The sequence below is a fragment of the Solibacillus sp. FSL R7-0668 genome, assembly GCF_038006205.1.
Lineage (GTDB): Bacteria > Bacillota > Bacilli > Bacillales_A > Planococcaceae > Solibacillus.
Genome location: NZ_JBBOUU010000001.1, coordinates 3,575,647 through 3,595,000, shown reverse-complemented (window position 1 = coordinate 3,595,000; position 19,354 = coordinate 3,575,647). Strand labels below are relative to the sequence as shown.

19 protein-coding genes and 2 rRNA genes (1 of these 21 cut by a window edge) are annotated in these 19,354 nt (G+C 40.0%); 18 read left to right on the top strand and 3 right to left on the bottom strand.

The genetic code is table 11. The annotated features are described in order from the left end of the window. The 8 genes from MKX47_RS17890 to MKX47_RS17855 all read left to right on the top strand — a co-directional run. Positions 1-2,018 (top strand): 23S ribosomal RNA (locus MKX47_RS17890) (it extends 910 nt beyond the left edge of the window). 61 nt (positions 2,019-2,079) lie between these two features. After that, a 5S ribosomal RNA gene (gene rrf, locus MKX47_RS17885) occupies positions 2,080-2,195 on the top strand. Between the two features lie 355 nt (positions 2,196-2,550). Beyond that, the gene (locus MKX47_RS17880) at positions 2,551-2,889 is read left to right on the top strand and encodes a hypothetical protein (RefSeq protein ID WP_340776902.1); all 339 of its coding nucleotides are present in this window, start codon (positions 2,551-2,553) and stop codon (positions 2,887-2,889) included. Between the two features lie 129 nt (positions 2,890-3,018). Further along, on the top strand, positions 3,019-3,471 hold the full coding sequence (gene tsaE, locus MKX47_RS17875) for a tRNA (adenosine(37)-N6)-threonylcarbamoyltransferase complex ATPase subunit type 1 TsaE (protein ID WP_340776899.1): 453 nt from the start codon (positions 3,019-3,021) through the stop codon (positions 3,469-3,471). After that, a complete protein-coding gene (tsaB, locus tag MKX47_RS17870; protein ID WP_340776896.1) occupies positions 3,468-4,172 on the top strand; it encodes a tRNA (adenosine(37)-N6)-threonylcarbamoyltransferase complex dimerization subunit type 1 TsaB in 705 nt (234 codons plus the stop codon). The genes tsaE and tsaB overlap by 4 nt, the downstream gene beginning before the upstream one ends. Then, on the top strand, positions 4,172-4,615 hold the full coding sequence (rimI, locus tag MKX47_RS17865; RefSeq protein WP_340776894.1) for a ribosomal protein S18-alanine N-acetyltransferase: 444 nt from the start codon (positions 4,172-4,174) through the stop codon (positions 4,613-4,615). The genes tsaB and rimI overlap by 1 nt, the downstream gene beginning before the upstream one ends. Continuing rightward, entirely contained in the window at positions 4,615-5,628 is a 1,014-nt protein-coding gene (gene tsaD, locus MKX47_RS17860) for a tRNA (adenosine(37)-N6)-threonylcarbamoyltransferase complex transferase subunit TsaD (protein WP_340776892.1), read from the top strand. Before rimI ends, tsaD begins: the two co-directional genes overlap by 1 nt. Positions 5,629-6,191: 563 nt before the next feature. Then, entirely contained in the window at positions 6,192-6,578 is a 387-nt protein-coding gene (locus tag MKX47_RS17855) for a hypothetical protein (RefSeq protein WP_340776890.1), read from the top strand. 114 nt (positions 6,579-6,692) lie between these two features. Here the strand turns inward: MKX47_RS17855 and MKX47_RS17850 are convergent, their stop codons facing one another. Continuing rightward, positions 6,693-8,633 (bottom strand): ABC-F family ATP-binding cassette domain-containing protein, encoded by a 1,941-nt coding sequence (locus MKX47_RS17850; RefSeq protein WP_340776887.1) that lies wholly within the window; start codon positions 8,631-8,633, stop codon positions 6,693-6,695. A gap of 129 nt (positions 8,634-8,762) precedes the next feature. Between MKX47_RS17850 and MKX47_RS17845 the strand changes: the two genes are divergently transcribed. The 3 genes from MKX47_RS17845 to tatC all read left to right on the top strand — a co-directional run bounded on the left by MKX47_RS17845 (position 8,763) and on the right by tatC (position 10,554). Next, positions 8,763-9,395 (top strand): redox-sensing transcriptional repressor Rex, encoded by a 633-nt coding sequence (locus tag MKX47_RS17845; protein WP_340776885.1) that lies wholly within the window; start codon positions 8,763-8,765, stop codon positions 9,393-9,395. Positions 9,396-9,478: 83 nt separating this feature from the next. Further along, positions 9,479-9,715 carry a twin-arginine translocase TatA/TatE family subunit gene (gene tatA / locus MKX47_RS17840; protein WP_340776883.1) on the top strand — a complete coding sequence of 79 codons (237 nt, stop codon included), beginning with the start codon at positions 9,479-9,481 and terminating at the stop codon, positions 9,713-9,715. Positions 9,716-9,732: 17 nt separating this feature from the next. After that, positions 9,733-10,554: a twin-arginine translocase subunit TatC gene (tatC, locus tag MKX47_RS17835; RefSeq protein WP_340776881.1), complete on the top strand. Its 822-nt coding sequence runs from the start codon at positions 9,733-9,735 to the stop codon at positions 10,552-10,554. Positions 10,555-10,650: 96 nt separating this feature from the next. On the opposite strand, the gene MKX47_RS17830 is transcribed toward tatC, so the two are convergent. Then, complete coding sequence (locus MKX47_RS17830) at positions 10,651-11,376, bottom strand: CPBP family intramembrane glutamic endopeptidase (RefSeq protein WP_340776878.1); 726 nt, start codon at positions 11,374-11,376, stop codon at positions 10,651-10,653. A 181-nt stretch (positions 11,377-11,557) separates the two neighbouring features. Here MKX47_RS17830 and groES point away from each other — a divergent pair, with 181 nt between their 5' ends. From groES to MKX47_RS17810, 4 genes are all read left to right on the top strand, one after another. Next, on the top strand, positions 11,558-11,842 hold the full coding sequence (gene groES / locus MKX47_RS17825) for a co-chaperone GroES (protein ID WP_340776876.1): 285 nt from the start codon (positions 11,558-11,560) through the stop codon (positions 11,840-11,842). A 114-nt stretch (positions 11,843-11,956) separates the two neighbouring features. Continuing rightward, entirely contained in the window at positions 11,957-13,591 is a 1,635-nt protein-coding gene (gene groL / locus MKX47_RS17820) for a chaperonin GroEL (RefSeq protein ID WP_340776874.1), read from the top strand. A gap of 126 nt (positions 13,592-13,717) precedes the next feature. Continuing rightward, positions 13,718-14,155 (top strand): hypothetical protein, encoded by a 438-nt coding sequence (locus MKX47_RS17815; protein ID WP_340776872.1) that lies wholly within the window; start codon positions 13,718-13,720, stop codon positions 14,153-14,155. Positions 14,156-14,468: 313 nt separating this feature from the next. Further along, positions 14,469-15,842, top strand: coding sequence for an S-layer homology domain-containing protein (locus MKX47_RS17810; RefSeq protein ID WP_340776870.1), 1,374 nt, complete (start codon positions 14,469-14,471; stop codon positions 15,840-15,842). Between the two features lie 98 nt (positions 15,843-15,940). On the opposite strand, the gene MKX47_RS17805 is transcribed toward MKX47_RS17810, so the two are convergent. Further along, positions 15,941-16,687 carry an alpha/beta hydrolase gene (locus MKX47_RS17805; protein WP_340776866.1) on the bottom strand — a complete coding sequence of 249 codons (747 nt, stop codon included), beginning with the start codon at positions 16,685-16,687 and terminating at the stop codon, positions 15,941-15,943. A 194-nt stretch (positions 16,688-16,881) separates the two neighbouring features. On the opposite strand from MKX47_RS17805, the gene MKX47_RS17800 reads away from it, so the two are divergent. The 3 genes from MKX47_RS17800 to MKX47_RS17790 all read left to right on the top strand — a co-directional run bounded on the left by MKX47_RS17800 (position 16,882) and on the right by MKX47_RS17790 (position 19,201). Beyond that, positions 16,882-17,769 (top strand): LysR family transcriptional regulator, encoded by an 888-nt coding sequence (locus MKX47_RS17800; RefSeq protein ID WP_340776865.1) that lies wholly within the window; start codon positions 16,882-16,884, stop codon positions 17,767-17,769. A gap of 4 nt (positions 17,770-17,773) precedes the next feature. Next, positions 17,774-18,592: a tetratricopeptide repeat protein gene (locus MKX47_RS17795; RefSeq protein WP_340776863.1), complete on the top strand. Its 819-nt coding sequence runs from the start codon at positions 17,774-17,776 to the stop codon at positions 18,590-18,592. Between the two features lie 123 nt (positions 18,593-18,715). Further along, entirely contained in the window at positions 18,716-19,201 is a 486-nt protein-coding gene (locus MKX47_RS17790) for a chemotaxis protein (protein WP_340776861.1), read from the top strand. Positions 19,202-19,354: the final 153 nt, after the last annotated feature.

Sequence of the window (19,354 nt, the reverse complement as noted above, 5' to 3'; positions counted from 1 at the left end):
GCACTGTTTGGACTAGGGGGGCATCTCGCTTTACCGAATTCAGACAAACTCCGAATGCCGGATATTTATACACGGGAGTCAGACTGCGAGTGATAAGATCCGTAGTCAAGAGGGAAACAGCCCAGACCACCAGCTAAGGTCCCAAAGTAATCGTTAAGTGGAAAAGGATGTGGCGTTGCTTAGACAACCAGGATGTTGGCTTAGAAGCAGCCATCATTTAAAGAGTGCGTAATAGCTCACTGGTCGAGTGACGCTGCGCCGAAAATGTATCGGGGCTAAACGATTCACCGAAGCTGTGGATGCATACCGTTGGTATGCGTGGTAGGAGAGCGTTCTAAGGGCGTTGAAGTCAGACCGGAAGGACTGGTGGAGCGCTTAGAAGTGAGAATGCCGGTATGAGTAGCGAAACATGGGTGAGAATCCCATGCACCGTATGACTAAGGTTTCCTGAGGAAGGCTCGTCCGCTCAGGGTTAGTCGGGACCTAAGCCGAGGCCGATAGGCGTAGGCGATGGACAACAGGTTGATATTCCTGTACTACCTCCCCACCGTTTGAGAAATGGGGGGACGCAGTAGGGTAGGGTAAGCAGAGCGTTGGTTGTCTCTGTTCAAGCAGTAAGGTGTGTGCGTAGGCAAATCCGCGTACTGTAACATTGAGCTGTGATGACGACTCCGTATGGAGGAAGTTCCTGATCTCACACTGCCAAGAAAAGCCTCTATCGAGGTGGGAGGTACCCGTACCGCAAACCGACACAGGTAGTCGAGGAGAGAATCCTAAGGTGTGCGAGAGAACTCTCGTTAAGGAACTCGGCAAAATGACCCCGTAACTTCGGGAGAAGGGGTGCTCTTGAGCGTGCAAGCGCACGAGAGCCGCAGTGAATAGGCCCAGGCGACTGTTTAGCAAAAACACAGGTCTCTGCAAAACCGTAAGGTGACGTATAGGGGCTGACGCCTGCCCGGTGCTGGAAGGTTAAGAGGAGTGGTTAGCGCAAGCGAAGCTGCGAATTGAAGCCCCAGTAAACGGCGGCCGTAACTATAACGGTCCTAAGGTAGCGAAATTCCTTGTCGGGTAAGTTCCGACCCGCACGAAAGGCGTAACGATCTGGGCACTGTCTCAACGAGAGACTCGGTGAAATTATAGTACCTGTGAAGATGCAGGTTACCCGCGACAGGACGGAAAGACCCCGTGGAGCTTTACTGTAGCTTGATATTGAATTTTGGTACAACTTGTACAGGATAGGTAGGAGCCAGAGATCTCGGAGCGCCAGCTTCGAAGGAGGCGTCGGTGGGATACTACCCTGGTTGTATTGAACTTCTAACCCATGCCCCTTAGCGGGGTAGGAGACAGTGTCAGGCGGACAGTTTGACTGGGGCGGTCGCCTCCTAAAAGGTAACGGAGGCGCCCAAAGGTTCCCTCAGAATGGTTGGAAATCATTCGCAGAGTGTAAAGGCATAAGGGAGCTTGACTGCGAGACCTACAAGTCGAGCAGGGTCGAAAGACGGGCTTAGTGATCCGGTGGTTCCGCATGGAAGGGCCATCGCTCAACGGATAAAAGCTACCCCGGGGATAACAGGCTTATCTCCCCCAAGAGTCCACATCGACGGGGAGGTTTGGCACCTCGATGTCGGCTCATCGCATCCTGGGGCTGTAGTCGGTCCCAAGGGTTGGGCTGTTCGCCCATTAAAGCGGTACGCGAGCTGGGTTCAGAACGTCGTGAGACAGTTCGGTCCCTATCCGTCGTGGGCGTAGGAAATTTGAGAGGAGCTGTCCTTAGTACGAGAGGACCGGGATGGACACACCGCTGGTGTACCAGTTGTCTTGCCAAAGGCATCGCTGGGTAGCTATGTGTGGACGGGATAAGTGCTGAAAGCATCTAAGCATGAAGCCCCCCTCAAGATGAGATTTCCCATTACGCAAGTAAGTAAGACCCCTGAAAGACGATCAGGTAGATAGGTTCGAGGTGGAAGTGTGGCGACACATGTAGCTGACGAATACTAATCGGTCGAGGACTTAACCACATGTTTACGAACATCAATGAAACGTTTATCCAGTTTTGAAAGAATGATTCTTTCAACTTAATCTAGTGATGATGGCAAAGAGGTCACACCCGTTCCCATACCGAACACGGAAGTTAAGCTCTTTAGCGCCGATGGTAGTTGGGGGTTTCCCCCTGTGAGAGTAGGACATCGCTAGGTAATCGTAAAACCACTGAATATTCAGTGGTTTTTTTGTGGTTTTTGAAGAAAATTTAACATTTTTGGGAATTGAATTAGTTTATAGAATGTTTAAATGAATTACGTTAACAAATAGAAAAGTTTCTTTATTGCAAGATAAAACGAATAAGAATGATAGCATCTCGTGTTATTAGGCATGCAATATATTTTTCAAATAGCAGTTTCCATACTTGATAGAGCTTTTTACTGGAAAGGAGAAAAATATAAGCTATTTATAATTAATCGATAAACAAATCACCTTTTAAACTTATTAAGCATACGTTTTGTATATCCCCCTTGAGGGAAAAGTTTCCTATGTTATTGAGGAGGAGTGCTGATGAATAAAAAAGGTTTAATGGGGTGCCTGGCTATTTGTCTTATCTTCTTGCTAATTTTAAGTGTGACAGCTTGTAAGGATGAAATCTTAGAAATTGAAGAAGAAAATGCGTATAGCTGGCAAAAGTATATGAATGAACGGGAATATGGAGAAATTAAGAAGGGGATGTCCTATCTGGAAGTGGTACGTATTGCAGGTGGAGCAGGAAAAGAAGCGGAATCAAATATTTATGAATGGAACGATGAATTACTTTTAACGAAGGGCTATCGTTTAACATTCAAAGAGGATGCATTAACTACAAAAGAAATCATTGAGCGTCGAGGGCACTCTACACGATAAAGGGAAGTCTTATAGGCAAGTTGCGTGTAAGGCTTTTTCTTATGTGTAAAATAAGTGATACATTTTGAACAATTGCGCTACTTCAAGTAAACTAGAAGTAATGGATTTTTTTGTGGAAGGAAGCACAATATGATATTTGAAAAACAAGTAGATACATTGGAAGAAACACAAGCACTTGCTTTAAAGTTGGCTACATTCGTTGAGCCGCAATATACGATTACGTTAGAAGGAGATTTAGGGGCTGGTAAGACGACATTTACACAAAGTTTTGCAAAGGGCTTAGGTATTAAGCGAACAGTAAATAGCCCAACATTTACGATTATGAAGCAGTATGAGGGACGAATTGCTTTAAACCATTTAGATGTTTATCGCTTAGAAAATAGTGATGAGGATTTAGGGTGGGATGAAATTTTTTATGGCGATGCGGTAACAATTGTTGAATGGGCACACTTAATTGAAGATGAGTTGCCAAAAGAACGTTTAGCAATTGAAATTACACGTATTGGTGAGACAAGTCGAAAATTTTTGTTAAAACCAATGGGCGAGAAATATATTCGTCTTTGTGAGGAGTTATTAAAATGATTTGGTTAGGGATTGAAACAGCAAATGGTCCACTTTCTATCGCAGTTGTTAAAGAAGGTAAAGTGGTGGCGGAAGTGGTACAACATATTAAATTAACGCATTCAGTAGGTGCGATGCCGGCTATTGAAGAGGTGATGATGAGAGCAGGGGTAACAGCGGTAGAAATCGATGCAATTGCGGTATCAGAAGGTCCGGGTTCTTATACGGGTGTGCGCATTGGTGTGACATTAGCGAAAACCTTAGCATGGTCGTTGCAAAAGCCTTTAGTCGGTGTATCGAGTTTAAAAGCATTAGCAGCGAATGCACGTGTGTCTAACGATGTAGTATGTGCGCTGTTTGATGCACGCCGTCAAAATATCTATGCTGGTGTTTATGAAGGATTAACGCAAGTACCGATTATTGAGGACCATCATGATCATATTGATGGGCTTTTAACAAACCTAGATGCGTTAAAGCGTCCGGTATTATTTGTAGGTGCAGATGTAGATCTTTACTTTGAAAAAATTCAAGAAGTATTAGGTGAGCGTGCTATACGTGCTCCGTTTACACTAGATTTACCACGTGCGTCAGAGCTAATTGCGATCGCAGAGAAGCAAGAGTTACCTTCAGTAGAGGCAGTGCATGCGTTTGTACCACAGTATCGCCGTATTGCTGAGGCTGAAGCGAACTGGATTAAGGAACATAAGAAGGAGCAACCCTAATGGTACAGTATCGGAAAATGGTGCTTGAGGATGTTCCAAAAGTACATGCGATTGAGCTGGCGACATTTCCTACACCGTGGACATTAGATTCATTTTACTATGAACTAAATGAAAATCAGTTTTCGCATTATTTAGTAGCGGAAAATGATGTTGGTGAACTTGTTGGATTTTGTGGTATATGGCTTGTCATTGATGCGGCACAAATCACGAATGTAGCGGTTATCGAATCCGTTCGTGGACAAGGTATTGGTGAAGCGTTGATGCGTGAAGCCATGCGTGTAGCCAAAGAAGCAAATATGGACGTCATGAGTTTAGAAGTTCGCGTAACAAACACCGTTGCGCAAAATTTATATCGCAAGCTTGGCTTCCAAGATGGTGGCATTCGTAAAGGCTACTATGTGGACAATCAAGAAGATGCGTTAGTTATGTGGGTGAATTTATAATGGATAACTATATATTAGCAATTGAAACAAGCTGTGATGAAACAGCAGCGGCAGTTATTAAAAATGGCACGGAAATTATTTCAAATGTTGTATCCTCTCAAATTGAAAGTCATAAGCGCTTTGGTGGGGTTGTACCAGAAATTGCATCACGCCATCATGTGGAGCAAATAACGATTGTGTTAGAAGAAGCGTTGAAGCAAGCTGAAATGACGCCTAAGGAATTGACAGCAGTAGCAGTGACAGAAGGACCTGGGCTAGTTGGGGCTTTGTTAATCGGGATCAATGCCGCAAAAGCATTTGCCTTTGTGAATGGATTACCGTTAATCGGCACGCATCATATTGCAGGGCATATTTATGCGAATAATTTAGTACAACCAATGGCATTTCCATTGCTCGCATTAGTTGTATCTGGGGGGCATACAGAGCTGGTCTTCATGCGTGAGCACGGATCATTTGAAGTCATCGGTGAAACGCGTGACGATGCAGCAGGTGAGGCATATGACAAAGTAGCACGTGTATTAAATATGCCGTATCCAGGAGGGCCTCATATTGACCGTTTAGCGCATGAGGCAACAGAAGCGGTGAAGTTCCCAAGAGTTTGGTTAGAAGAAGGCTCGTATGATTTTAGCTTTAGTGGCTTAAAATCAGCAGTTATTAATTACAAGCATAATATGGATCAGCGTGGTGAAGAAATCATTCCAGAGCAGGTCGCAAAAGGTTTCCAGGATAGTGTTGTAGAAGTATTAACGGCAAAAACTGTACGTGCGGCACGTGAATTTGGTGTGAAGCAAGTGATTGCAGCAGGTGGAGTATCGGCGAATAAGGGGCTACGTAGCGCGCTAGAAACAGCATTTGAACAAGAAGGAATCCCATTTTACGTCCCACCATTAAAATTATGTACAGATAACGCTGCAATGATTGGTGCAGCAGCCTATCAAATGTATGAAGCAGGTGTCCGTGGAAATTTAACTATGAATGGACGTCCCGGCATGGAACTAAATAGTTGGAAGTAAACATATAGTAAGCATGATGAAATGGAAATTAAAATCCCAGTTCATCGTGCTTTTTTGTATACAGTTTGAAGTGATGAAGCGATAAAGATTTTTTAGAATAGTTTAAACTAGTCGTAACTTGTATTTTATGATGAAATAATGTTGTTTATAACAACTTTTTATTTAATGTACAACTTTTCTGAAAAATTATCCACAAAAAAATAGAGTGGAATCTAGTAAAACTTTGCGAACATGCGTACTTATGCACAAACTGTGAATAACTTGTGGAAAACTTGTGCTTTATCTATATATAGTAGCTGCTTTTTCACAAGTTTATTTGAATAAAATTAGTTTTAATTGTGGATAATGTGGAAAACACTGTTGATATGTTGATATGACTGAATTCAATTTGTGAATAAAATTGTGGGTTATTTTGTCGAAATTCAGCGTATTGACCTATATATATGTCGAATCGCCAAATGGAAGTAAAAAGAGGCGTTGATATTATACAATAATGATGAATCAGTAAAGAATTTCTTAAAAATGGGTATAGTGAAAAAAACGACTGAACGCGAGGTGCTTTCATGAATTATCTAAAAGAGCGCAATAAAATGATTGGATTGCTTGTAGTAGGGGTGTTGTTTTTAATCGGTGTGTTTTATGTATTAGCTAGGTCTGGGAATGGGTTGTTTTTAGCTTCGTTTAGTGGCATCTTTATTATTTTGGCATTGGTTTTATATCCGTTAGCACTTGTTTATGGGCGAAGTCAGATAGTCGATATTTTTCAAAGTATTCGTATTGGGGCAAGACGTCCGTTTTTAACGAAAAAGATTGATTCGCCGTGGAGGCTATTTTTTACGGTAATTAATACGGTCATTGCGTTGTTGACGGTCGTGTTCTTTGGTTGGATATACGGGGCCTATACAGCGTATCAAAAGCTTCAAATGCTAAAAAGCTATTATGTGAAATAGTAAAAAGAGAACGCGGTAGGCTTCAACCATACATGCGTTCTCCTTATTTTATCCCCGAAGTAAGGGAAGTAAGATGCCTATTTCAAATGGTAACCCACCTAGCAAAGCTTCACTTTATAGCTGTTCTAGCTCTTCATTTAGTTCAAGCCATTCCATTTCAAATGTTTCGTGCTGCTCTTTTGTTTCGGACAGCTCTGTTTGAATAGCTAATGTTTTTTCATGGTCAGAGAAAACGGCTGGATCACATAGCTGTTCTTCAAAATGGGCGATTTTTTCATCAAGAGTGGCCATGTTTTTTTCGATATCTTCAATGGTACGTCGAATTTGGCGTTCTCGTTTTTTAGCATCCTTGTCAATCATAGAGGTCGACTTGGCTTGTGTTATTGTTTCTTGTGATTTTGCCTCAGTGGCGGCGGCTTTCATCGCGGCCAATTCTTCAAGCTCCTGTTTTTTCTCAAGATAATAATCGTAATCCCCTAAATACTCAAATGAGCCTGTCCCAGATAACTCCACAACCTTTGTCGCGATGCGGTTAATGAAATAACGGTCATGCGACACGAATAATAACGTCCCTGGGTAATCAATTAAAGCATTTTCTAATATTTCCTTGCTGTCTAAGTCTAGATGGTTTGTCGGTTCATCGAGCACGAGGAAATTGGATTTTTGCATCATCAATTTTGCTAAGGCTAGGCGCGCTTTTTCGCCACCAGATAAAGAATTGACGGTTTTTGAAACGTCATCTCCACTGAAGAGGAAGTTTCCTAACACACTGCGAATGTCCTTTTCGTTCATGAGAGGCCATTCATCCCATAGCTCGTTTAAGACGGCTTTGTTTGAATGGAGTTTTGCCTGTTCCTGATCATAGTAGCCAATTTGTACATTGGTTCCGTAACGAATCTCACCTGTATATGCGGCTAAATCTTTGACCAAGGTTTTTAGTAATGTTGATTTACCAACACCGTTTGGGCCGACTAATGCAATGCGATCTTCGCGGAATACACGCATATTGATATTAGATGAGATTTCTTTGTCGGGGTAGCCAATTGTTAAATCATCAATTGATAACACGTCATTTCCGCTTTGGCGATCGATCGTGAAGCCAAAGCTAGCACTTTTTTCATCGCCATCGGGAGAATCCATCCAGTTTGTTTTTTCTAATACTTTGCGACGTGATTGCGCCATTTTAGTTGTTGAGGCGCGGGCTAAGTTCTTTTGAATAAATGTTTCGAGCTTAGCCTTTTCATCCATTTGGCGCTCGTACATTTTTAGGTCACGCTCATAATTTTTTGCCTTTTCGTCTAAATAGGCGCTGTAATTACCGGCATACTTTGTTACTTTTGTGCGTGAAACTTCGTAAACCGTCGAGACAACTTGATCGAGGAAGTAACGGTCATGGGAAACGATTAAAATTGCGCCGTCATAGCCTTTTAAATAGCCTTCTAACCAAGAAAGTGTATCGATGTCTAAATGGTTTGTCGGCTCGTCTAGGATCAATAAGTCCGGCTTTGACAGTAATAGCTTGGCAAGTGCCAGACGTGTACGCTGACCACCTGACAGTGATTGAATTGATTTGTCATAGTCGGCTGGGAAAAACTGCATGCCGTGTAAGACAGAGCGCGTATCGGCCTCGTATTGATAGCCACCCGCATCTTTAAAATCATGCTGCAATTGATCGTATTCGGCCATAATACGTCCGTAACTTTCGCTATTTTCATAAACGGCTGGATCGGCCATTTGTTGTTCGAGTTGACGGAGCTTTTGCTCTTGAATGCGTAGCGTATCAAAAATTGTCATCATTTCGTCCCAAATAGATAGGGCTGAATCGATGCCTGCATGCTGTTCTAAATAGCCAACACGAATCCCTTTTGGAATAATAATTTCACCAGAGTCATAGCTCATTTGACCGGCAATAATTTTTAGAAGCGTCGACTTACCAGCACCGTTGCGACCCACTAATGCCACGCGGTCACGATGTTGCACCTCAAGTTTGACACCACTTAAAATTTCATCGGTAATGAAGGATTTATATAGTTGATTTACTTGTAAGACAATCATGTTTACACCTCAGTTTCTTCTATTTAGTTTAATGGATGGACACATTACACGCAACGATGGATACTTTACTTGAAGCTAGTTGTTTAGTAAGATTAAAACAATTTCTAATAGCAAGTAGGAGGAGAACGTGTGAAACCAGAAACAAAAATTCCACAAGCAACAACGAAAAGACTTCCTCTGTATTATCGATTTTTAAAAAACTTCGCAAATGAAGGTAAAAAGCGTATTTCCTCACAGGAATTAAGTGATGCAATGAAAATAGATTCGGCCACAATTCGTCGTGACTTTTCTTATTTTGGGGCACTCGGTAAGAAGGGCTATGGCTATGATGTCAACTATTTACTTGAATTTTTCCGCCAAACCTTAGATCAGGATGAAGCGATGAATGTTGCTTTAATCGGGGTCGGAAACTTAGGGAATGGTTTATTAAAATACAATTTCCAAAAAAATCATAATACTCGTATTGTGGTGGCCTTTGACTCCAAAGCACCATACGAAGGGACGACGATAAGTGACATTCCGGTATTCCATCCGGACCGTTTAGAGGAAATGTACGAGGAGTTTGGGGCAGAGCTAGCTATTTTAACAGTGCCATCACGCTCAGCGCAAATGATGACGGACCGTTTAGTACGCATGAATGCAAAGGGGATATTAAATTTCACGCCTGTCCGACTTTCTGTACCCGAGACGTTAAAGGTAATGAACATTGACTTATCAGTGGAGTTGCAGGCATTAATCTATTTAGTAAGAAATGCCGATTAGTAACAAATTGTTCACATTACTATAAATAGCCAAATGTCATTAAGTACTGTAAAATGTACATAATAATAGAGGAGGTGGCTAAAGTGGAAGTCGTTATACATTTAAATGCGATTACACCTGTAAGCCTAATTATCATTGGTCTTATTGCCTTATTAATTTTTGGTCCAAAAAAATTACCATCTTTAGGTCGCGCCATGGGAACAACTTTACGTGAGTTTCGCAGTGCAACAAAAGGGTTAACAGATGATGACGATGATGATTATAAAGCAAAAAAAACAGTCATCGAACATAAAGATAACGAAAAAACAGATGTAAAGTAAACTAAGGATGTCTTGCTATGAATCCACAAGAATTTACTGTTGTTGAGCATATGGAGGAGCTAAGAAAACGCCTATTTTTTGTGGCGATTTTCTTTGTTGCGGCTCTATTCGTAGGCTTTTATACAGCAAAACCAATTATTCGATATATTCAACGAAGCGATTTAGCTGAAAGTTTTACAATGAACGCATTTAGTCCAGTCGATCCGCTAACGGTCTATTTACAAATGACGTTTATAATTGCGGCTGTTATTGTCTCGCCGATTCTGCTTTATCAGCTTTGGGCGTTTATTACTCCAGGGCTACATGATACAGAGCGTAAAGCAACATTAAAGTACATACCATATGCCTTTATTCTTGGAATTGGTGGTATGGCCTTTGCCTATTTTGTTTTATTCCCGTTTGTTATACGTTTTATGAATGACTTATCCAATGATTTGAATATTCAGCAAACTATTGGCATTAATGCATTCTTTTCATTTTTACTAAAGCTAGTCGTCCCATTTGGCATTCTATTTCAGTTGCCTGTTGTTACACTATTTGTGGCGCGATTAGGAATCATTAATCCAAAATTAATGGTTAAATTCCGCAAATATGCCTATTTTGTATTAATTGTTATTTCGGTCTTACTAGCACCGCCTGATTTGGTGTCGAATATTATTATAGCCATTCCGCTTTTTATTTTATATGAGGTAAGTATTGTCATATCTCGTATAGGCTATCGAAAATATGAGAAGGCTGAAGCAGCGCGTGTTTTGCAGGAGGAAGAGCGTGAACGAGAGTTGCAAGTAGAAGAATTGCTAGAGCAACAGCGTAAACAAATCGAACAAATGAATCAGTAGTTTTCAACGCTATCGTCAGTTGGTAGCGTTTTTTTGTTGTATAAAATAAAGCCCTAGAAATATATATAATTCCTAGGGCTTTTCATATGGCAATTGCTATACCTGAAATTTATCGGCATTCATTTGTACAAATGTCACGAAACCATTTAGTAAAATATGCGCGATAATTGGTGTAATGAGGCGCTTTGTTTTGTGATATAAAAAGGCAAAAATTAAACCGCAAATTGTATATAAGATAATATGCGTAAAGTCCATATGAATAGCAGCGAAAACAATGGCACTAATAATACCGGCAATCCAGAAATTATAGTGTTGAATGATTGACCCAAAAATGACACGACGGAAAACGAGCTCCTCTAAGACAGGACCTAAAAATACAGTAGCAATGATCATGACCGGGGCTACCTTAGTGACATCCATAATGGCTTCGGTATTTTCCGAGCCCATATCAATACCTAATGCAAGCTCGATGTAGGCGCCAATCGTTTGCCCTAAAAATACGAGGAAGAATCCGATAACGCCCCAACCAATGGCTTTTCCTAGGGGCATTTTCTCCCCACTGAACACATTCCAAAAGTTATTATTGCGTGAAATGAGTAGGAAGGAAACGATAAAGGCAATCGCAAAGGATATCGTGCTCCACCAGCCAGAAAGCTTGATTAATTGTTCATCTGGTGTACCCGTAAATAGTGCGAGTAAGGAATCTTTTAATCCAGGGATGAATATAAGTAAAAATACAGATAATTGACAAATGATATAAGTTAACAACACATAAAATGCAGTTTTTTGTGTTTTAAACTTAGGTGAGGAAACATTGGTCACAGCTTCAACCTTCTTTCTATAGAGTACAGTTCTAATACATTGTAGAGGAATTTCAGAATAAAACAAAATTTTTTAGCGTACATACTTGCAAAAAAATAGTGAATTTATTAAACTAAGAACTACGTTAGCACTCTAAGGTTAAGAGTGCTAACAAGAACAAATATTTAGGAGGTTGTTTCAATTGTTAAGACCATTAGGAGATCGCATTATTATCGAACTTGTAGAAGTAGAAGAAAAAACCGCGTTTGGTATCGTATTACCTGACTCTGCAAAAGAAAAGCCGCAAACTGGCAAAGTTGTTGCTATCGGTACAGGTCGTGTTCTTGACAACGGCACTCGTCTAGAGCTTGACGTAAAAGTTGGCGACGAAATTATCTTCTCAAAATTCTCAGGTACCGAAGTGAAGTATGACGGCGTAGAATATTTAATTTTACGCGAGAGTGATGTACTAGCTATCGTTGGTTAATTAAAAAAACTTTTAAACTTGCAGCTAGTTTTTATACATAGGTTTCTACTAGCTGCACATGAACTTAAAAATACATTGTAAAAAATAGATTGAACAATTAGGAGGATATGTATTATGGCAAAAGATATTAAATTCTCAGAAGAAGCGCGTTCATTAATGGCAGCAGGTGTTGATAAATTAGCTAACGCTGTAAAGGTAACATTAGGTCCAAAAGGGCGTAACGTTGTATTAGAAAAAAAATTCGGTTCACCACTTATTACAAATGACGGCGTATCGATCGCGAAAGAAATTGAATTAGAAAACCCATACGAAAACATGGGAGCTAAATTAGTAGCAGAAGTGGCTTCGAAAACAAACGAAATCGCGGGTGACGGTACAACAACAGCAACAGTACTAGCACAAGCAATGATTCGTGAAGGGCTTAAAAACGTAACAGCTGGTGCAAACCCTGTAGGTATCCGTAAAGGGATGGATAAAGCAGTAGCAGCAGCATTAACAGAGTTACAAGCGATTTCTCGCCCTGTAGAAAACAAGGAGTCTATCGCACAAGTAGCGGCGATTTCATCAGCTGACGAAGAAATCGGTCAATACATTGCGGATGCGATGGAAAAGGTAGGAAACGACGGCGTTATTACGATCGAAGAGTCTAAAGGCTTCACAACAGAATTAGACGTAGTAGAAGGTATGCAATTTGACCGTGGTTATTTATCACACTATATGGTAAGTGACACAGATAAAATGGAAGCCGTGCTTGATAACCCATACGTATTAATTACGGATAAAAAAATCGCAAACATTCAAGAAATTTTACCAGTATTAGAGCAAGTTGTTCAACAAGGCCGTCCGATTTTAATTATTGCGGAGGATGTGGAAGGTGAAGCATTAGCAACACTTGTAGTGAACAAGCTGCGCGGTACATTTAACGCTGTAGCAGTGAAGGCACCTGGCTTTGGTGACCGTCGTAAAGCAATGCTAGAAGATATCGCGATTCTAACAGGTGGTCAAGTCATTACACAAGACCTTGGATTAGATCTAAAATCAGCAGACCTTACTTCTTTAGGTCGCGCGGCGAAAGTAATTGTTTCTAAAGACAACACAACAATCGTGGAAGGTGCTGGTAGCGCAGATGCAGTAGCAGGACGTGTCAACCAAATCCGTGCACAGCTTGCAGAAACAACTTCTGAATTCGACAAAGAAAAATTACAAGAGCGCTTAGCGAAATTAGCTGGCGGTGTTGCAGTCATTAAAGTAGGTGCAGCAACAGAAACTGAATTAAAAGAGCGCAAATTACGTATTGAAGATGCTTTAAACTCGACACGTGCAGCAGTGGAAGAAGGCATTGTATCAGGTGGTGGTACAGCACTTCTTAACGTATACGGTGCCGTAGCGAAAGTATTAGATACAGTAGAAGGCGACGTAGCAACAGGCGTACGCATCATCTTACGTGCTTTAGAAGAGCCAGTTCGTCAAATTTCTGAAAACGCTGGTCTTGAAGGCTCTATTATTGTTGATCGTTTAAAACGTGAAGAAATCGGTATTGGTTTCAACGCGGCAACAGGCCAGTGGGTAAACATGATCGAAGAAGGTGTAGTAGACCCAGCGAAAGTAACGCGCTCAGCATTACAAAACGCTGCATCTGTAGCTTCATTATTCCTAACAACTGAAGCTGTAGTTGCAGACATCCCAGAAGCAGGCGGCGGCGCAGGTATGCCAGACATGGGCGGCATGGGTATGCCAGGAATGATGTAATCCTTCTTAACTTTTAAAATATAAGATACTTTGAAACACCTCGAATCATTTTTGGTTTCGAGGTGTTTTTGTAACCTTTTCCAAACTATTTAGTCTAATGAATAAAGAGGTGTTGGAGGGATTTACATGAAAAAAGGGATACTGTTAAGTGGAATTGTATGTTGCTGGCTTTTTCTCATGGCACAGTTGGCGTATGCTACGACATGGGCATTTCCTTTTGTTGTGTGGAGTGATTCAATTTATGTCGTTACAGATGAGGTCGTGACGAATGTAGAAAAGAAAATTGGGAACGTAACAAGCTATTCAGATATGGAGCAATTCGGAGGGAATTTCTCGAATATGTATCCAAAAGGAACAGCTTATTACGCGATTGAGGGAATAGTGGTAACCGAGGCCATTGCGGTTGAGCATGAAAAAGGATCCTATATAAAGGCTGTTTATGAATCACCCTATGAATATCGAGGTAGTGTATTGAATATAGCGAAAATAGCATTCATTGCAATTATGATTGCCATTATGAGCTTTGTTATTTATTATATTTTACCGAAATTTAGAAACAGCTAGTAGAGTTTAGTGGATGAATTTTTTAGGCCAAACCAAATTTTTGCATTCATTGATTTAAAATTCGTACCATCAACCTCCCAATCACTACAGATATCTAATTTAAATAGTAAGGCTTATTTATTAAAAGAATCGGTATGACTATCCTACTTATTAGCGTTATTATAGGGCAGTGATTTGTAGAGAATGATTTGAATATTATCATTTATAAATAAAAAAGTATTAAACCAATAATAACCAAAATTAATATTATTTTGATTTTTTATTGTTGCTTACTTTATAATATGAACAAGTCATTTTTATATGGGGGTTATGGATGAAGAAGTTTAGCATATTGGCAGCATTTATTTTAGTATTACAACTTGTATTACCTGTATCTTTATCAGCATCTGCTGAACAATCAAGCGAGGCATTCAATTATTTAGCTTTGGGGGATTCTCTTGCAGCTGGAATGAATGAAAAAGGTGAAATGGGTCTTGGTTATGCTGATTTTATCGCACAATATTTCGGTATTCAAGAAGAGCCAATCCAATATAATAAAGGTTTTGCTTATCCAGGCTATACAACGGTCAATGTATTAAATGATATTGAAAACAATGTATCAAAGCCTATTTTTAATTTAGATGGTCAATCACAACAAACAGTAACGATTCATGAGGCAATCAAAGAAGCAGATTTAATCACATTAAGTGTAGGAGCTAATGATATATTAAAAAATGTGAAGCGTACGGAAGCAGGCGACTTTTCATATGATGCTGCGGGTGTGCTCCAAGCGATCCAACAAGTTTCAGCAAACTATAAGAAAATATTTGATAGCATTTACGCATTGAATCCAGATGTAGATATTGTTGTGATGGGCTTATACAATCCATATCCATACTTACAAGATGCAACAATGCAAGAGCAATTAAAAGCGCTTGTTACAACAATCAATAATTCGATGAAAACGGTAGTAGAAGCAAACGAAGGTATTTTTTCAGATGTATCCGCATTAATTGCGGAAAATACACAAACATTTTTAACGAATCCGAACAATATCCATTTAACCGAAGCGGGCTATGATGCAGTCGGAATGATCATGATGGAGGACTATTTCGCAGCGATTTTAGCTGATTTAGAGAACGAGTTTACGGATATCGTAATTGACGAGGCACCATTTACGGACATTCAAAACCATTGGGCTAAGGAATATATTGATGTAGCCTACTATTATGGTATGATGAAGGGCAATGAAGATGGTACATTTAAGCCTGATGTGAAGGTGACACGTGCGCAAGCGATATCAGTCATTGTGAGAGCATTTGAATTAGAGGCTACGAAGGCGGCGCCATTCAAAGATATTAGCCAGTATCCACAAGATACACAAAATGAAATCGCCGCAGCTTATGAGGCTGGGTTAATTCTAGAAAATGGCGGTATCTTTAACCCGAAAGGGCAAATTACACGTGCGCAACTAGCGTTAATTTTACTGCGCTTATCAAATGGTTTTGTCGGGGAAGAGTACGTTCCAGAAACAATTGCACCATTTAAGGATATTGCCAATTTTGATCGTGAAACGCAAGTAGCGATTACATTTTTATATGATATTGGTGTAGTAGATGGGACAAGTGCAACAACGTTCTCACCAAAGGACAACTTAACACGAGCTCAATTAGCAAAAATTCTAGTATTAGCAATGTCAGAGCAATAAAAAAATGAGCGGTAAGTGGACGGGGATCCATTTACCGCTCGTTTTATATCATTGCAAAAACGGGGATTTTTGCAAGGGGACACAATGTTAGTATTACCTCAATTTTGCCACTTTAATCCTTCAAAGAAACGATAAATTTCTTCAAAAACTAACTCACGCTCTTTACCTAATGTTAAAATATGACCAGAGTTAATGAACGTTTTGACAGACTTGATGCGAGAGTTAACAGAACTGTATATTAAGTCAGCACTTTCGCAGTAATATTCATCATCCTCAAGTCCACGTAAAATGTGAACCGGTGTTTGAATGACATTTAGTTTTTCGCTCGTTTCGTTAATCATATTTTGCAAATAATTTAACGAAGGCATTTTCATAAGCTCCGCAATTTTGGTACGGCTATCAATCGCTTCGTCGTATGTACCAGATAATTTTTTATAGTTAATGGCATAATCGACGATACGATTTTGTAAGCTATCTGTTGATTTTGACATGGCAGGAGCAGACATTGTAACAATCGCTTTTGTTGGGCGTTCTTCACCAAGCTTTAGTGAGAAAATACCGCCAAGGGAAACTCCGGCTACAGCAATTTCATCATAGCCACGATTTTTTAAGTCATCGTAGCCTTCAATAACACTATTCCACCATTCAGTGGGGTTGGATTGAATTAATAAATCTGGACCAGCGCCATGACCTTTATATAAAGGCGCATGCACCGTGTAGTTACGATCAGCTAAATATTTTCCTAAACGTTTTACATCATTTGTGTTTCCAGTAAAACCGTGTAATAAAAGAACAGCCCGTTTTCCTGATTCGATTGTAAAAGGTTTGGGCGCGATGAGTTTCATTGTCTTCTCGGCTCCTTTGTGTAGTGAAATATGTCAATTTTGTAGATTTTGAAAAAAACTATTGATAAATAAAAACTTTTTTGATATGAATTCCGTTTGCTAACGCTTATTATAAAGCTAATAAACCATAAGTACAATTTATTATTCTTATTATATTGATTCGAAAAAGTTATGAATGATGTGAGGTATAAAAAATGGAGATTGAACAGCTTCAATATTTCAGAACCGTTGCTACAATGCAACATATGACGCGGGCTGCAGAGGTTTTAGCAATTTCCCAACCGGCGTTAAGTAAGTCAATTGCTAGTATCGAGCAACAGTTAGGTGTGCCACTATTTAATCGTGAAGGGCGCTCTATTTATTTAAATCGTTTTGGCGAGCTATTTTTAAAAAGTGTGGAAATTATTTTAGAGGAATACGAGCGCATTCGAGAGGAATTTGAAGATATTATTAAGCCTGGTTCAGGGGAAGTATCATTTGGCTTTATTCATACATTAGGTATGGAAGTAGTGCCAGAGCTTATTGCGGCAACGACAAAGCAATTTCCAAACATGCAATTTTCTTTAACACAGGCGACCTCACTTAATTTGATGAAACGGCTAGAGGAAGGGGCCATCGATTTATGTCTTTCACAAAAGATTGAATCAAAAGTAATTGATATTGAAACCGAGGAACTATTTATGGAAGAATTATTTGTAATTGTTCCAACGACGCATCCGTTAACCAAACAAACGGAAGTGAAGCTAGAGGATGTACAAAATGAAACATTCATCGCCATTAAAAAGGGAAATTCGTTGCGACAATTAGTTGATGAATTATTTTTAGATGCAGGAATCGAACTGAAAACTGCTTTTGCAGCAGAAGAAATGCATACGGTGGCGGGTTTTGTTGGCGCGGGTATGGGTATTTCACTGATTCCGAATATTAAAGGGCTGGATCATTACAAAGTGAAGCGGCTAAAGGTAGATCCGCCTTGTTATCGTTCGGTAGGCGTTTCATGGGCAAAAAATCGGTATTTGCCACCAGCTGCTGCAGAATTCAAGCAATATTTAGTCGATTATTTTAAGCAAAGAGAAGAGTGATAGCGTGCAAACAAAGCAACAATTTAATGCTTGGCTCAGCAAATATAATATAGATAAGGTGCAATGGCTGGAGCATTATGCATTATCTGAAAAAGGTAATGTGCAATCTATACTGGCGATTGCATTATTATATAAAGCACATCAGCATTTTGAAGAGGCGAGCTTATGGTTACAAAAGGCTGTCGCATTGGAGGATGTGGAGGCGATGTATGAGCTTGGTAATATCTATTTTGAAATAGAAGATGAAACGCATGCATATAGATTGTATGAACAGGCCGCACAGCTAGGACATCCAGATGCAATGAATAATTTAGCAGATATGTATTTGAACGGTGAGGGAACGGTGCTAAATGAACCACTAGCTTTACAGTGGTTTGTCAAGGCGGCTGAACAGGATGTTGTCGAAGCAATGTTTACGCTGGGGATGATGTATGAGCAAGGCTTAGGTGTCGTGGTAGATGAGCAACAGGCATACCATTATTACGAGCAATCTGCAAATGGTGGTGATGTAGAGGGCTTGTATCGGATGGGAATGGTGTATCTTGAAGGGGAGCTTGGGCAGCAACCAAACGTAGCGCGTGCGATTTCATTTTTTGAACAAGCAGCGGAGCAATTTCATATGGATGCGTTGTTCAATCTAGGCTATCTCTATGAGCACGAATTTGGGATGATAGCAAAAGCAATTCATTATTACAAACAAGCCAGTCTTGCTGGAGATATCGAGGCAACAAAGAAATTGATCGATGTTTACGAGCGTACAAACGACGAACAACTTTCTACATGGCAGCAAAGATTAATGCTTCTCCAACAGGCAGAGGAATGACATTATGGCTATAATGTTACGGCCTTTGCTAGACGATGTAAGAGTGAGCAGATTTTAGGTTTCATTTCGTAAAAATTTAGGAACTATAGTAGTATAAAGACTTTGTTAGGGAGGGAAATTTTCATGTTTATGACTACAATTCCGCAATTCTCTTCTCATCAGGATGAGAGCACAATTCGCAGTTTACACCAAGTGTTGGCAGAGCAACGAGAAAATTTAACAACATTATGTACGATTGTGGAATACTTAAAGGGCTTTAGTCAGACGGGACTAGATAGTAACGATGTCATTAAATACAATCAAAAAATTCAAATTATGAGTGAGAAACAAACGAAACGTTATTATACGATTGATCAACTAATTAATACAAATATTTTTCAAATGAAAAAGGGCAAAACGACAGATAATACCGCACTTGTTTATGGAAAAGAGGTCCGAAAGATTGAATCGGGCATCCGTACGTTAAAATTGTTCGTAAATGATGCGATCAATATGCTAGATCCTCAGCAACATTTAGAGAATCGGAGTGAGGAACGTATTCGCTATTTCGAAAAGCGTTCAGCTGCTATTGAGGCGGAAATGAATGCTTTATCAAAACGAATCCAATAGTTCATAGGAGAAGCTTGTCGCCAAAGAGTGTGACAGGCTTTTTTTGATACGAATACATATTCCGTATTTTTCCACCCGTCATTCTGGCTCTTTAGTTACAGATTGCTTTAACAACTTAGTGCGATTCTTTGTTCATAATACTTAGAAATAACT